Genomic DNA, 14,262 nt, shown 5'->3' on the forward strand with positions numbered 1-14,262 from the left:
GGAAGGGCAACGGTGACCGGGTGTCGAGTCTCCGCCATGGCGGAGACTCGACGTTCTGCGACGGCGGGCTCCGGTGATCTCCCCTCACTGTCAGTCGGTGAGAGTGCTGGGACCCGGGCCCAGGACCTCGAACAGGCCGCGGAACGCGCCACTGACCCGGCCGAGCGTCAGCGTCTGAAGGACCAGGCCCGCCGGCTCAAGGAGCAGAGCGAGCATGCAGGCGGGACGGGCAAGCCGGACTGAGGCCCGATGTAGTCCTGGTAGTTCCGGGAGGACATCGACCCGACGGTGTCCTCCCGGTAGTTCCGAGTGCAGATGCCGGCCGGTGGCCGGCCTCCGTGGCTTTGTGGCACGTGAGAGGTCCCCGGCCGGTCACTGCTGTCTGTGCTCAAGAACAACGCGTCCGCCGGTCACTCAGCTGCCCTGGTGTGCGTGTGCGGTTCGTACTGACTCTTCCAGTGCGGCCATCAGGTCCATCGCCGGCCCGGGCTCGGGTGGTGCGGCCAGCTGGCCGCCGGACACCTTCGCTTCGACCAACTGCTCGAGTGCGTGCTGGTAGTCGTCTTGGAGCTGGTCGACCTCGACGCCCGTGAGTTCGCGCATGAGTGCCTCGGCGAGTTCCAGCTCTCGGTTGGTGACCGGTGTGGATGGGGTGAGGTCTCCGGGATCGCGCAGTTCGTCCTGCCAGAGCAGGGTCTGGAGGATGAGTATGCCGTGGCGTGGCCGCAGCAGTGCGATGTGTTCCCGGGAGCGGATGGCGACTTTGCATACGCCGGCCTGTCCGGTGCAGGCGAGCGCTTCGACGAGCAGCGCGTATGGCCGGTCGGCCGGCGGGCCGCCGGGGCCGACGTAGTACGGCCGGCTGTACGAAATCGGGTCGACGTCCTGCCCGGGCACGAAGCCGAGTACCTCCACGACGTGCCGGGTCGCAAGCGGCAGACACTCCAGGTCCTCATCGGTCAGCGGCACCAGTCGCCCGTCGGGCAGCTCCCAGCCGCGCCCGACCTCCTCGTACGGGATCTCACGGTCCTCGGCCTCACAGAACCGCCGGTGCTGCACCCTGCCGCTGTCCGCGGCATGGATCTCCCGCAGCTGCACCTGGTGTTCCTCGGTCGCCAAGAGCAGCTTCACGGGCAGCACGACCAGCCCGAACTGGATCACGCCGGACCGCAGGGCCCTCATGCCTTAAGCGTCCATCGCCACGGCTCCGGGTGCACCGCGGCCAGCCCCGCCCTGCAATGAGCCCTACGCCGTCCGCACCATCAGCGGCGAGCTGCGCCGCCACTTCCGCGATCACATGTGGACGTCCACGTTCCCTGGCGCTGGCAGGAGCTACGCAACAAGTCCGCCTCGCCCGCCGCGACCTCGCCCAGCAGCCCGGAGCCGGCTCGGAACCATGTGGCGGCCATCGTGCAGCTGGGGGCCAAGTCACCTTTCGATGTGACGCTGCACCCTCTCCGTAGGCGATGCCGACGGCGCTGCACCGCGCAGCTGCGCATTCCTGCAGCGGACGTTGACCTCCTGGCCGCCTACAGCCGGGATGATGTCGCAGGCTCGTCGAGTAGGTGCTGGATCAGCGTGATCGCACGGTCGATGGCGGGCGGTTCGCCGATCACGATAGGAGTCCATTGCAGCGCGGTACCCAGCTGAACGACGATCTCCACCGTCCGTGCGTCGATTCCGCTCAATCCGTGTGCAGTGAGGCAGGCAGTCACGCCGGCGCGCAGGGCGGCGTTCACCTGGCCTCCCTCGGCCATGAGCACCCGCAGGGCTACGGTGGGCTCCTGTTCGGCGAACTGCCGCAGCGGTCCGTGGCCGGACGTCACCTGCATGAACCGGCGGATGTCGGCGAGCGCCCCCGGCACTCCGCCGACGGCGCTGCCCTCGGACACCGTCTGCCATGTCTCGGCGCTCAACTCGGCGAGGATCACGGCCAACAGTGCCTCACGGTCACCGACCCACCGGTACAGCGTGCTGCGTCCGACGTCCAAGGCGTCGGCCAGGGTGCGCATGTCTACGCGGTCTCCGTGCAGGAACACCCGCCGGGCGTAATAGACGGCCAGCTCACGCGTCGGCCGTTGCAGTCGGGGCAGTACGGGCTCGGAATCCGGAGTGGACGTCACAGGGCCATCGTAGAGCGGGACAGACTTTCTTCCTGTAACAAATGAAACACTCTTGACGAGTGTCCCACCTGGTCCTAGCGTCTCCGGAGCCCCGCGGATGCGGGGTCATCGAGACTCAAGGAGGAGTCCGCGTGCGCCTGCTCCCCGCTCCACTCGGCACCCTGGCCTGCGCTCTGATCACGAGCGCCGTCCTGACCGCCGCACCCCCCGCCCACGCCCGTGGGGGCGCCGACGAGAGCGCGGGCGCGCAGGCGGCCGACTGTCTGTGGCAGGGGCCGGCCGGTATGGTCGACGACCCCGCCCAGAACTACGCCTTCCCTGACGCCGGAGCCCGCTACTGGTCCGCACAGCTGACCCTCCCCACAGGCGCCCGGCTCACGTTCGACGGCGCGTACGCCCACGCCCGTTACCAGTCGCTGAACAGCTACGACATGGCCACGCACGCGCCGACCGATGCGCTCGACGACATCTCCACCCGGCCGGACCCCGGCTCGTCCAACCCCTACCTTCCCGGGACCCGGCGCGCTCATGACGCCCACCGCTCGTACCACGTCGCTGTCCTGGGCGACCCCGCGCCCAGTAACCCGGCGCAGCGAGCCGGGAACACCCTTTACGCCGGCGTGGCAGGGCAGACGAAGATGGCTCTCATCTACCGCGTCTACCTGCCCGACCGTGGTCGTGACGCCACTGGCGGCGCCGGTCTGCCCCGCCCCACCCTGCATCTGGCGGATGGTTCCACCGTGACGGGTCCGGCTCTGTGCCAAGCGGTCGAGGCGTCCCGGAACCGGCTGCCTCTCACCACCCTTGCTCTGCGGAGTTATCTGGCGTTGCGCGACCAGCCGGGTCGTCCGACCGGATTCCCCGCCGCCGCCCGGCCCGTCTGGCACACCTTCTACAATCCGGCCTTCAGCCTGGCCTGCGTTTACCAAGGCGCCTGTGATGGAACACCCGCTCGGACCGGGGGCCAGTACTCCAACCGCGACAACCAGTACGTCGCCGGCTACGTCAGCCGCGCCTTCGGCAACGTGCTGGTCCTGCGGGGCAGACTGCCCGTTACCCCCGCGACCCTCGATCGCGAACCGCGCATGGCCGCGCACACCGACCTGCGGTACTGGTCACTGTGTTCCAACGAGAGCTACGCCACCACCCGCGCGGTCGCCTGCGTGGACGACGAACACGTGCTGACCGACCGACACGGCCGGTACACGATCGTGCTGAGCCTGCCGCAGGACCGGCCCGCCAACGCCACCGCCGCCAACGGCGTCACCTGGCTGAGCCTGTCCCCGAACGGAGACGGCGCCGGCCACCCGGACGACACCATGCTGATCCTGCGCAACATGCTGCCGTCCACAGGCTTCCACCACGCTGTGCAGGACACTGAGACCCCCGGCGACGAGCGCGCCGTGATGGGCGATTACCTGCCTAGCGGCACCTACACGACCAGGACGGGGTTCGAGGCCCTCGGTCACCTGGCCGCGGTCCAGGCACACGGCTCCCGCTGACCTATCCGGCCGAGCCGACCCGGGGGGTCGGCTCGCTGAGCGCCCGCAGCACGGGCGGGAGCGTCCGCTTGGCCAGGTCGCCGGTGGCCGTGACGGCGTCGGGGTGTGTGAGCGCGTGCGCGTTCAGGCCCTCGGATAGCGCCATGACCACACGGGCCAAGTCGGCTGCGGGGAGGGCGGGTTGGCGGCCGCCGCGGGCGAGCAGGTCGGCCAGCAGGGCGGCCAGCCCTGCCACGAGGCGCTCCTCGCAGGCCGCCAGGGACTTGGCGATCTCGGGATGGCGGGCGGCGTGCAGGGTGAACTCCATCGACAGCACGAACCATGCGCGTTCGCGTCTGCTGCTGCCCGCCACATGTTCGAGGAGTCCCTCCAGCGGATCCGCTGTGTCGCCCAGCGTGGCCGCCGCTTCGTCCAGTTCGGCCAGCAGCCGCTCCGTGTGCCGGTCGTAGAGGGTGAGGAACAGGTGTTCTTTGTCGGGCCAGTTGGAGTAGAAGGCGCCTCGGGTGAGCCCGGACCGCTGCACGATGTCGCTGATCGAGGTGGCGTGGAAGCCGCGTTCCAGGAAGAGCGCCTGGGCGCTGTCGGTGAGCGCGGCCACCGTTGCCGGGCGGCGCTTGGTGGGGGACTTGGGCACGTCCTGGACCTTTTCCAGCGGGGAATCCTGCCCGGGCAGGGTACGCGACCCGGCGACGGCACCGAAGGTCGCGCCCCCGGAGGCGGCAGTCAGGCCGTGGTCTCGTAGTCGTCGTAGAACCCGGCCCCCGTCTTCACGCCGAGCCGCCCGGCATCCACGTAGCGTTGCAGCAGTTCCCGCGGGCCCTCGGGGAGCCCGGGGCGCTGGGCCGCGTAGTGGCTCTCGATGTCGAGCACCACATCGAGACCGACCTTGTCCATCATGCGGAAGGGCCCCCCGGACAGGCCCGTGTTGATCCGCCACATCCCGTCGACGTCCTCCGGCGTGGAGACGCCTTCAGCCACCACGGCCAGCGCCTCCCTTTTGACCGCAGCCCAGATCCGGTTGAACACGAAGCCCGTGCTCTCACGCCGTGCCTCGAAGGGGAACAGACCGAACCGGGGCAGCTCCCGCAGCAGTAGTTCCATCACACCGCGGTCGGTGCTGCCACTGGACATCAGGTCGACGGCCGCCTGGTCCGGAGGCATGTAGAAGTGCATGTTGACCAGCCGCTGCGGCTGCGCGACCCGGTCGGCGAACCGCGCCGTGGGATACGAGGACGAGTTGCTGGCGAGGATCGCGTCCGGCGCCGCGTGCTGGTCCAGGTCGGCGAAGACCCGCTGCTTGAGCGCGAGCCGCTCGGGGACGGCCTCCACCACCAGCCAGGCCCCGGCCACCGCCTCCGCCAGGTCCACCGTGCCGGCGACGTGGCCTGCGGCCCCGCCGTCGATGCGGCCGACGACCTTGGGAAGTTCGGCGCGCACGTAGGCGCAGGCGTCGAGCCCCGCGCGCTCGTCCGGGTCGTAGACGCGAACGAGCCCGCCACGGGTGGCGAACATCAGGGCGATACGACGCCCAAGGGTGCCTGCACCGATCACGGCGACGGGTCGCTCATGGATGTCGGTGGAAAGCGGGAAGTCCATCTGTCTGCTCCTTGCGGGTGACGCACGAGCCGGTTTGCAGCCCGACCCCTATTGCATACATCATGTATCCGATACATGGTGTATGCAAATGGAGTGCCACCATATCCGCCCCCGAAGGAGTTCTCGTGCGTTCCGCCGACGTCCGCCGCCATGCGGCGACCCCCCTGACGGCCCCCCTCTACCCGCTGCGCGCGGCGCGGTTCACCGACCGCGAGTACCTCAACGTCGTCTACCGCACCGACCCCCAGGCACTACGGGCCGTCGTGCCCGAGCCCCTGGAGATCGACGAACCCCTCGTCCGCTTCGAGGTGATGAAGATGGGCGATGCCGACGGCTTCGGCCCCTACACCGAGTGCGGTCAGGTCATCCCGGTCCGCTTCGACGGCGAGCACGGTGAGTATCTGCACGCCATGTACCTCGACCACTTCGGCGCGACCATCGCGGGGCGGGAGCTGAGTGCCTACCCCAAGGCGATCGGCTCGCCGGCCCTGGCCGTCGAGCAGGGCGCCTTGGCCGGCACGCTGGACTGGGGGAGTCAGCGTGTGGCCACCGCGACCATGGCTTACAAGTGGCAGCCGCTCGCTCGCGAGGAGGCTCGCTCCCAGATCGCCGTGCCCACCTTCGCTGTCAAGGTCGTCCCCGGTTACCAGGGCGACCTGCGGGTCTGTGACCTCACCCGGACGGAGATCACCGACATCACCGTCAAGGAAGCCTGGACCGGGCCGGCCCGTCTCCAGCTCTTCGCCCACGTCATGGCGCCGCTGGCCGATCTGCCCGTGCTCGAGATCGTCTCCGCCAGCCACATCGTCACCGACCTCACGCTCGCCCCCATGCGGCCGGTGTACGACTTCCTGACGGCGGGGTGACACGGGGCCATATCTCCCTGAAGTGCTGAAACGTGCTGGTACGTCCCTCCTCGCTTAGAGTCGGGATGACCCGGGGGTCGATGCGCGGGAGGTGTGCCATGGTGCGGTCGCGGTACGGCGTGGCCCTGGGAGCGGTTGCGGCCCTCGGCATGGCGGCAGTCGCGCTCACGCCCTCGGTGAAGGCCACGGGACCGGTGGTCTCCCTCGATTCCGGCATGGTGCGCGGCACCGAGACGGCCGGCGTCGAAGGCTTCAGGGGAATCCCGTACGCCCAGCCCCCCGTGGGCGCCCTGCGCTGGCGCAACCCTCAGCCGGTCACGCACTGGAGCGGGGTGAAGAACACCACTGCGTTCGCTCCGGCGTGCCCCCAGACGGACCATGTCCCGCAGTCGGAGGACTGTCTGACACTGAACGTCTGGCGTCCCGTGACGGCCCGCCCTTCGGCACCGCTGCCGGTCATGGTGTGGATCTACGGCGGCGCGCTCGTCCACGGCAACACCGCCATGTATCCGGGCGACGCACTGGCCCGGCAGGGCGTTGTCGTGGTGAGCATGAACTACCGGATGGGACGGCTGGGGTTCTTCGCCCACCCTGCTCTCCCCAAGGAGTCGCCGGGCCAACCAGTCGGAAACTACGGCTACATGGACCAGCTCGCCGCGCTGAAGTGGGTGCAGCGCAACATCCGCGTCTTCGGCGGCGACCCGAGGCAGGTCACGATCTTCGGTGAGTCGGCCGGCGGCGGCTCCGTCATGGCCCACATGGTCTCGCCGCTCTCGCGCGGCCTTTTCCAGCGGGCGATCCTGCAGTCGCCCGGCATCCCGACGGCCCGAGCGGACGTCCTGCCCCTCACCCCGCTCCGGAACGCCGAGCGGCGGGCCGTCGACTACGCGCACTCTGTCGGGATCGACGGCACAGACGGCAGGGCGCTGGCCGAGCTGCGTGCGTTGCCGGCGGAAAAGCTGGTTGAGGGAACCGACTCCACCGCCGTCCTGGCCGGCCTGTCCGGCGGGAAACAGGTCACCGGCATCTCCGGCTCCATCCTCGACGGCCGCTTCCTGACCGAGACCCCCGACGCCGCCTTCGCCGCCGGGCACCAGGCCCAGGTGCCGGTCATCGTGGGCGCCAACGACCGTGACCTGGCCATCGGGCAGGCCGCTTCGAAGGACGCACTGTTCGCGCAGTTCGGCGCACTGGCACCTGAAGCGCGCAAGCTCTACGACCCTCGCGGCGACCAGAGTCTGGCCGAACTGGAGCAACAGGTGTTCGCAGACAGGACACTCGTCGAACCCTCCCGGCGCCTGGCCGACGAGGCGGCGAGGGCGGGGCAGCCGGTCTGGTGGTACCGCTTCTCGTACGTCGCCGAGTCCGAGCGGACGAAACAGCAGGGCACATTGCATGGCTTCGAGATCCCTTACACCCTCGACCTGCCCTCCGCCCTGGTCGGCGACAAGGTCACCACGGCCGACAAAAGCATGGCCATCCTGGCCAGCGGCTACTGGGTGTCGTTCGGGAAGTCCGGCGACCCGAACGGCAGCGGGCGTCCAGCGTGGCCCCGCCACGACCCGGCCCTGAACCGGATGATCAACTTCGCGGACCAGGGCGCCGTGATCGGCCCCGACCCGCTCAAGGCCCGGCTGGACCTGTGGCAGCGGTTCTGGGCGAGCCGTGAAGCCAGACAGCGACGGACCGACACCAGCGGCTCGCCGGCAGAGCTCGGCAACGGGCGGCCTCCCCGAGAACCTTCATCAGGTCGATGACGTCCGTCGCCTGAGACGGCGCCTCGGCCGTCGCGATCTGCTGCCCCTCCGCTTTGGCCTTGACCAACTCACGCGCCTTTTTGTAGTTGTCATGACATCGCTTCGGATTCCAGTCTCCGCGGAGCACTCGACCAGCTGGAGTGCCATCTGTGATTCCTTGCCGCGCCCGGCCCGACCCGAGGGCAGCTCCGGCAACTCTTTGCCGGGGCCGCCGACTTCGTCCGCCCGGCGCCCTGCATAGAGCCGAAAGAGTGGCTGCGGGCAGTAACAGTTCCCTGGGACTTTCCTGGGACTTCCGGCTGCATCAGCGGGTACGAGCGTGAAACAGCCGAAAGGCCATTCGTGCAGGTCAGCGGCCAGCGGCCGCCCATCGCAGCAGGTCACGGCACTCGCTGGTCTCTTCCGGGACATCTGACCGGCGGGGTGTTGTGCCCCTTGAGCCCAGGGGGCACAACACCGCAGCGTGCCATCTGACCTGCGAATACTTACCTTCACGGCCGGGACTGCTGCACGGATAAGTGACACCTGACCTGGCTTGCTGCGAGGCGGCCTGGAAGGATGTTGCAGTGCCCAAGCCGTATCCGAAGGAGTTCCGCGAGGACGTCGTGCGGGTCGCGCGCAACCGTGAGCCCGGCGTCACGCTGGAACAGATCGCCGCTGACTTCGGCGTCCACCCGATCACGCTGTCGAAGTGGCTGCGCCGTGCCGACACCGATGAGGGCGCCAGGCCCGCGACAGCGTCGGGTGAGTCGGCCGAGTTGCGCGAGGCCCGCAAGCGCATCCGGCTGCTGGAGCAGGAGAACGAGGTGCTGCGGAGGGCTGCGGCGTATCTGTCGCAGGCGAACCTGCCGTCAAAATGATGTACCCGCTCGTCCGCGAGCTGGCCGCCGCCGCTGCCCCTCACCGCGTGCCGGTGGCGGTGATGTGCCGGGTGCTCGGGCTGGCCCGCCAGCCCTGCTACCGGTGGCTGGCCTCACCGGTCACCGGTTCCGAGCTCGCCGAGGCATACCGGGCCAACGCCCTGTTCGATGCGCATCGCGACGATCCCGAGTTCGGTCACCGCTTCCTTCTCGACGAGGCCCGGGCCGCCGGTGAGTCGATGGCTGAGCGGACCGCCTGGCGGATCTGCAGGGACAACGGCTGGTGGAGTGTCTTCGGCAAGCGCAGGAGCCGTGGGAAGAACGCCACGGCCGGGCCGCCTGTCCATGATGATCTGGTGCGGCGGGACTTCACCGCAGCCGGGCCGAACCGGTTGTGGCTGACGGACATCACCGAGCACGCAACCGGCGAGGGCAAGCTGTATCTGTGCGCGGTCAAGGACGTGTACTCCAGCCGGATCGTGGGCTATTCCATCGACGCCCGGATGAAGTCCAGCCTCGCGGTGCGAGCCCTTGAATCCGCGGTGGCCCGTCGCGCCCTGCCGGGATTGCTCCCGGTGGGTTTCCCGGTCGGGGAGTACGTCGATCCGTTCGCCGGTCTCGGCGTTGATCACGATGGTGGCGTACCGGTGGCGGCGCTTGAGCGCGAAGTCGTCCACGCCCAGCACCCGCGGCACCCGGCGCGGAGGCAGTGGCAGTCGCATGAGCATCCGCAGGGCGGTCTAGCGCGACACCGCGGTGGCCAGAGCCCGGGAGAGGCGGGCGCCCGCCCGGCCCGCTAACTCCTGCACTACGCTGCCGAGTTGGTCGGTGATCCGGTTCGTCCGGCGCTGGTAGCGCCCCAGCAGGCCGGGCACCTGCTCACGAAACGTCTGCCGCGGACAGCCCAGCACCGGGCACATCAGGCGCCGCACCCTTACCGACACCACCATCCGCCTGCCGTCCACCGCCACGTCCGCCACCGTCCGGCCGTGAAAGCCGTGCACCCGCCCGGTCGGCGTCCCGCACACCGGACATGGCACCGGATCATCGCGGGTACGCGCCACCACCCGGACCAGCTCACCCTCATCCGCCACACCCTCGATGACCAGGGCAGACAAACCCGAAAATCGGCGGAAGGTCGGCCACAGGGGTACGTCCACCTCGGCGAAGCCATCTTCGTCAGGCCGGGGGTCGGTGGTGGCCGTGCCGGTGCTTCCGATGCGGCGGATGCCGTCGCAGACGGTCGTGGACCGGCCTTCCGGGTGCATGTCGCAGAGGCGGACGAACACGTCGGCGCTGCGGGCGGAGGAGCGGAAGCGGATCCGGGCGACCGGCTCGCCGGCGACGACGACGACGTCTTCCAACGGCGTGCTGCGGAAGACGGTGACGTCGTCGCGGCGTTCGTGTGCGGTGCTGTCGGTGGGCCCTGCCTGCGGGTGCAGGCTGGGGCCGCCGACAGCGGGGGTGGGACTGTCGGGATCGTAGGTGTATCGGGTGCTGCCACCGCCCGGGAGGGCTGTACCGAGCAGGCCGGACGCGTGCAAGTGCCAGGGCCGCACGGTGGTTCCGGGCGGTGGCCGGGCCGGCAGGTCGTGCCACTGCCGGGCACCGGTGAGGTAGGCACGGACGGGCGCGACGCGGCTGCCGGGTGCGCCGGCGAAGTGCTCTTTCAGGAACGCGACGGACTCGGCGAAGGCAGGGCCCCCGCCGCCGGTGATGTGGTTCCAGGGGCCGACCGTCAGTCGCGGCGGCCGGCCCGCGGCTGCGAGCTGGGCGTAGTTGCGCAGCTGCCAGGGCAGGAAGATGTCGTACCAGCCGGTGCCCATGTACACGGGTGCGGTGACGTAGGGCACCGAGGCGGTGTGTGACTGCCGCGTCCAGTAGTCGTCGGTGAGTTTTTCGTGGGTGAGCCAGTCCTGGTACCAGTCGATCGGCTGGCCTGCGGCGGCGGTGTCGCCGGCGCCCAGCGGGAGCACGTCGAAGGCCTTGGCCAGCTTTCGGTCGGGCAGCCGAAGGACCGCCCGTATCGCGGCCAGTGCGCGGCGGCGGTCCATCAGGTCCATCATCCGCGACCAGCCGAGCGCGTTGCTCAGCGAGAAGGCTCCGTTGTCCCACGTGATCGCGCCGAAGTCGGGCATCGTGTTGATCAGGCAGAGCGCGTCGGGTGCGCTGTCAGGATCCTCGCGACGCATCCGGCCGGCCACTGCCCACTGCGTGTATCCCAGATAGCTCGGGCCGAAGGTCGCGACCGCGCCGGTGAACCACGATTGGCGCCGGACCCAGCGGTGGGTGGCCATCCCGTCGCGTTGCTCGCCGAGCTGGGGTGCGAACTTTCCCGCGAATCCCCAGGTGCCGCGGCAGCTCTGGACAACCACGGTGAACCCCTCGCGGGCGAGCGCCGGCGCACGGGTGATGACGCTTCCGCGGCCGTAAGGGGAGCGGATGACGACCGTGGGCAGTGGCGGGCTCACCTCGCCGACAGGCCTGTAGAGGTCGGTGATCAGCTCCACGCCGTCGTTCATGGGCACCCGCATTCCGCGCCGCAGGGTGAAGTCGTAGGGACCCGGGGTGACTCCTGGGAGCTGCCTGGACTGCAGCCGGCGGGACAGCAGTCGGCGGATACCGGTCAGTACTCGTCCTCCGATTACGGCACGGGGTGTGGGGCGATCAGGCCGGCTGCTGGGCGGCGATGGCGTCGCGCAGGCGTACCAGAGCCGGTAGCGAGGCGGGCAAGGCGGGGCCGCCTCGGCGACCAGCGCGGCGCCGGCGCGTGAAAGCGTTCGCACAGGTCAAGCTCCTTCGCGGAGACCCCTGTCACCGCCGCAGCGCTGCGGTTACGAGGCGGGCCCGGTGGAGGCGCGGACGACCAGCTCGGTGGCCAACTCCATGCGGGCGGGGCGTCGGATGCCGCTGTCTTCGCTCTGGGAAAGCTCGATCAGGTGCTTGACCGCTGCGGCACCCAACTCGGTGCTGGGTTGTCTGACGGTGGTCAGCCCGGGGCTGACGCAGTATGCCTCGGGCAGGTCGTCGAAGCCGATGACGCTGACGTCCTCGGGAATGCGCAGGCCTCGCGCGTTCAGCGTGTCGTAGATGCCGAGTGCCATGGGGTCCGAGCAGGCGAAGATTCCGGTGATCCCCGGATTCCTGTCGAGCAGGGTGTGGGTGGCGGCCGCCGCCTTGTCACGATTCCATCCGCCGTAGGTCACGGACACCGTGGCACTGCCGGCGGGTGCTGTGGCGGCTGCCGCGCGGAAGCCGTCGACGCGTGCCCGGCTGTAGAGATGACGGGCATGGCCGGCGACAATCCCCATCCGCTCGTGGCCAAGAGACAGGAGGTGCTCGGCGGCCATGCGGCCGCCGTCCCAGTTCGCCACGCCGATGCTTGCCACCCCTGACGGCGCCGTGCTCATCGGGTCGATCAGCACCACGGGGACGCCTGCGGCAAAGAGCGCGTTGAACTGCCGCGAGGTGGGATCGACCAGCGCCCCGATGGTGCCGACGGAGCGCCTTCTCAGGACCCGCGACACCCAGTCGCCGGCCGGCTCGGCGAGCGTCATGACGACATCCAGTCCCGCTGCCGCCGCCTCGCGCCCGACTCCGGCTGTCACCAGATTCGCCCATGACCCCTCGAAGTGGGTGACCACGAGTGTGAGCACGTTGGCCAAGCCGCTCTCGTACTGCACGCTTTCGATCTTGGCCCCGCCCGGGCGGGTGTAGCCGACGGCTCGCACGGCTTCCATGACCTTCGCCCGCGTCTCGGCCGATACGTCAGTTCCGCCGCGCAGCACCTTGGACACGGTGGGCACGCTCGTGCCGGCGGTCGCGGCGACCAATGACAACGTCGGGCGCGATCCGACGGGTCGGGGGGACATGGTGACAGGTTATCCAGCGAGGTAGAGGTCCAGGACTGCGGGCCGGTACTGGCGGGCACTTGAGCTGGCCGAACGACGAGCCTCATGCGGGGGGCGCCGAGGCTGGGGTGTACTCGAACCAGTCGAAGGCGACCACGCCCTCGGTGGCGTACATGCCGATGACGCGGCCGGTGAAGCCACAGGCGACCTCGGTGGACAGGTAGCGCCCGTCCAGCTCGACGAGTAGCTGGGCGTCCGCGTTATCAGGATCGCCTAGCCAGAAGGCGAGCGTGTCAGGACCGGTGGTGCCGCCGTCGGTGAGTTCGGGCGACGCGGGCACAAGGCCGGACGTGCGGATCGCGATGGTGAGGGTCAGCGGCCCGGGCGGGACCGGTCGGCGGGCCACGGCCTGGCGCAGCGGGCCGATCCGGGCGACGACGCGGGCCTCTCCTTCGCCGACCTCCAGTTCGTAGTGGTGGGCCTCGTCCATGCGCACGGCCAGGCCACCGCGTCCCGTACCCGGGTCGATCGCGGCGGTGACGCGGCAGTCGTGGTGCTGCTGGCGGCGGCCGACGAAGGTGTACCCAGGTCGGTCGAGGGTGTCGCCTGTGGCGCTGAGGACCAGCTGGCCGGGGCGCTCGGTGAGCGACCAGGAGCCGTCCTGGCGGGTGAACGGCGAGATCCAGTACGGTGCGAGAGCGGGCTCGTCGAAGTCGTCGCGGTCGGGCAGGGCCGGAACGGGGTGCCAGGGCCCGCCCGGCGCCGCGTGCCTCTCGGGTACGGGCGCGACGACCGGCCAGCCGTCCTCGCCCCACTCCACCGGGGCCAGGAACGTCTCGCGGCCGAGCACGTGCACGTCGGGCGTGAAGCCGCGGGGCCGGACGCCGAGCAGCACCATCCACCAACTGCCGTCGGGAGCCTGAACCAGGTCGGCGTGGCCGGTGTTCTGGATGGGGCGGGCGGCACCACTGTGGGACAGCAGGGGGTTGGCGGGCGCGCCTTCCCAGGGGCCACGCGGCGAACGGCCGCGGGCGACGGACACGCTGTGGCCGCGTTCGGTACCGCCTTCGGCGATCAGCAGGTACCACCAGTCGCCGATCCGATAGAGGTGCGGCGCCTCGGGGTACTTGAGGCCACTGCCGGACCACGTGGGGAACGGTCCCTCCAGCACCTCCCCCTTGACCAGGTCGATCCTGGCCATGTTGATGCCACCCGCGGGCCCGGAGAAGGCGCACCAGCAGGTACCGTCCTCCTCCCACGCCAGGTCGGGGTCGATCCCGTGCAGGTCGAGCCATACCGGGTCGCTCCACGGTCCTTCGGGCCGCTCGGCCGAGACGACGAAGTTGCCCCCGCCGTCGATATTGGTGTTGATGACCCAGTAACGCCCGTCGTGATGGCGGATGGTGGGGGCGTAGAGACCGCCGGACGCCTTGGAGCCCGGGAGGGGCAGCGGCAGTTGCCCGGGCCGGTCGAGCACATTGCCGATCTGCTCCCAGTGCACGAGGTCCTTGCTGTGGAAGAGCGGAAGCCCGGGGAAGTACTCGAAGCTGGAGCACACCAGGTAGTAGTCGTCATCGACCCGGCACACGCTCGGATCGGGGTGGAACCCGCTGATCACAGGGTTTTCGTACGTAGGCACAGAATGTGTTCCTTTCGAACCGCCCAGCGTCATGGAGCGAGAGTGGGCCGAGGCTGGTTGGCGGAATC

Annotated in this window: 10 protein-coding genes and 4 pseudogenes; 6 read left to right on the forward strand and 8 right to left on the reverse strand. The window is 69.7% G+C overall.

Annotated features, from left to right (window positions below; translation table 11 throughout):
* The first annotated feature begins 36 nt into the window (after positions 1–36).
* On the forward strand, positions 37–243 hold the full coding sequence (locus OG878_RS09815; protein ID WP_443049084.1) for a DUF6381 family protein: 207 nt from the start codon (positions 37–39) through the stop codon (positions 241–243).
* Between the two features lie 171 nt (positions 244–414).
* Here the strand turns inward: OG878_RS09815 and ku are convergent, their stop codons facing one another.
* On the reverse strand, positions 415–1,182 hold the full coding sequence (gene ku, locus OG878_RS09820; RefSeq protein WP_328886421.1) for a non-homologous end joining protein Ku: 768 nt from the start codon (positions 1,180–1,182) through the stop codon (positions 415–417).
* A 58-nt stretch (positions 1,183–1,240) separates the two neighbouring features.
* Here ku and OG878_RS09825 point away from each other — a divergent pair.
* Positions 1,241–1,373, forward strand: a pseudogene (locus OG878_RS09825) (B/F/G family RNA polymerase sigma-70 factor); the annotation flags it as partial.
* A gap of 156 nt (positions 1,374–1,529) precedes the next feature.
* Here OG878_RS09825 and OG878_RS09830 read toward each other — a convergent pair.
* The gene (locus OG878_RS09830) at positions 1,530–2,123 is read right to left on the reverse strand and encodes a QsdR family transcriptional regulator (RefSeq protein WP_328886422.1); all 594 of its coding nucleotides are present in this window, start codon (positions 2,121–2,123) and stop codon (positions 1,530–1,532) included.
* Positions 2,124–2,254: 131 nt separating this feature from the next.
* Between OG878_RS09830 and OG878_RS09835 the strand changes: the two genes are divergently transcribed.
* Positions 2,255–3,625, forward strand: a complete 1,371-nt coding sequence (locus tag OG878_RS09835; protein ID WP_328886423.1) for a hypothetical protein — start codon at positions 2,255–2,257, stop codon at positions 3,623–3,625.
* A 1-nt stretch (position 3,626) separates the two neighbouring features.
* Here OG878_RS09835 and OG878_RS09840 read toward each other — a convergent pair whose 3' ends face one another.
* Together OG878_RS09840 and OG878_RS09845 are read right to left on the reverse strand one after the other, a co-directional pair.
* Positions 3,627–4,259 (reverse strand): TetR/AcrR family transcriptional regulator, encoded by a 633-nt coding sequence (locus OG878_RS09840; RefSeq protein WP_328886424.1) that lies wholly within the window; start codon positions 4,257–4,259, stop codon positions 3,627–3,629.
* Positions 4,260–4,348: 89 nt separating this feature from the next.
* Entirely contained in the window at positions 4,349–5,221 is an 873-nt protein-coding gene (locus OG878_RS09845) for a 3-hydroxyacyl-CoA dehydrogenase family protein (protein WP_328886425.1), read from the reverse strand.
* 125 nt (positions 5,222–5,346) lie between these two features.
* On the opposite strand from OG878_RS09845, the gene OG878_RS09850 reads away from it, so the two are divergent.
* The 3 genes and pseudogenes from OG878_RS09850 to OG878_RS09860 all read left to right on the forward strand — a co-directional run.
* Positions 5,347–6,087, forward strand: coding sequence for an acetoacetate decarboxylase (locus tag OG878_RS09850; protein ID WP_328886426.1), 741 nt, complete (start codon positions 5,347–5,349; stop codon positions 6,085–6,087).
* Between the two features lie 98 nt (positions 6,088–6,185).
* On the forward strand, positions 6,186–7,844 hold the full coding sequence (locus tag OG878_RS09855; protein ID WP_328886427.1) for a carboxylesterase/lipase family protein: 1,659 nt from the start codon (positions 6,186–6,188) through the stop codon (positions 7,842–7,844).
* Positions 7,845–8,410: 566 nt separating this feature from the next.
* Positions 8,411–9,258, forward strand: a pseudogene (locus OG878_RS09860) (IS3 family transposase); the annotation flags it as partial.
* 30 nt (positions 9,259–9,288) lie between these two features.
* On the opposite strand, the pseudogene OG878_RS09865 reads toward OG878_RS09860, so the two are convergent.
* The 4 genes and pseudogenes from OG878_RS09865 to OG878_RS09880 form a co-directional block, all read right to left on the reverse strand.
* A pseudogene (locus OG878_RS09865) lies at positions 9,289–9,864 on the reverse strand (transposase family protein); the annotation flags it as partial.
* Positions 9,838–11,238 (reverse strand): annotated as a pseudogene (locus OG878_RS09870) (CocE/NonD family hydrolase); the annotation flags it as partial. The pseudogenes OG878_RS09870 and OG878_RS09865, both read right to left, overlap by 27 nt.
* Positions 11,239–11,538: 300 nt before the next feature.
* Positions 11,539–12,576, reverse strand: coding sequence for a LacI family DNA-binding transcriptional regulator (locus tag OG878_RS09875; protein WP_277324744.1), 1,038 nt, complete (start codon positions 12,574–12,576; stop codon positions 11,539–11,541).
* 82 nt (positions 12,577–12,658) lie between these two features.
* On the reverse strand, positions 12,659–14,194 hold the full coding sequence (locus tag OG878_RS09880) for a glycoside hydrolase family 43 protein (RefSeq protein WP_328886428.1): 1,536 nt from the start codon (positions 14,192–14,194) through the stop codon (positions 12,659–12,661).
* Positions 14,195–14,262 lie beyond the last annotated feature (68 nt).

This window comes from Streptomyces sp. NBC_00316 (genome assembly GCF_036158715.1).
In the GTDB taxonomy this organism is placed as follows: Bacteria; Actinomycetota; Actinomycetes; order Streptomycetales; family Streptomycetaceae; genus Streptomyces.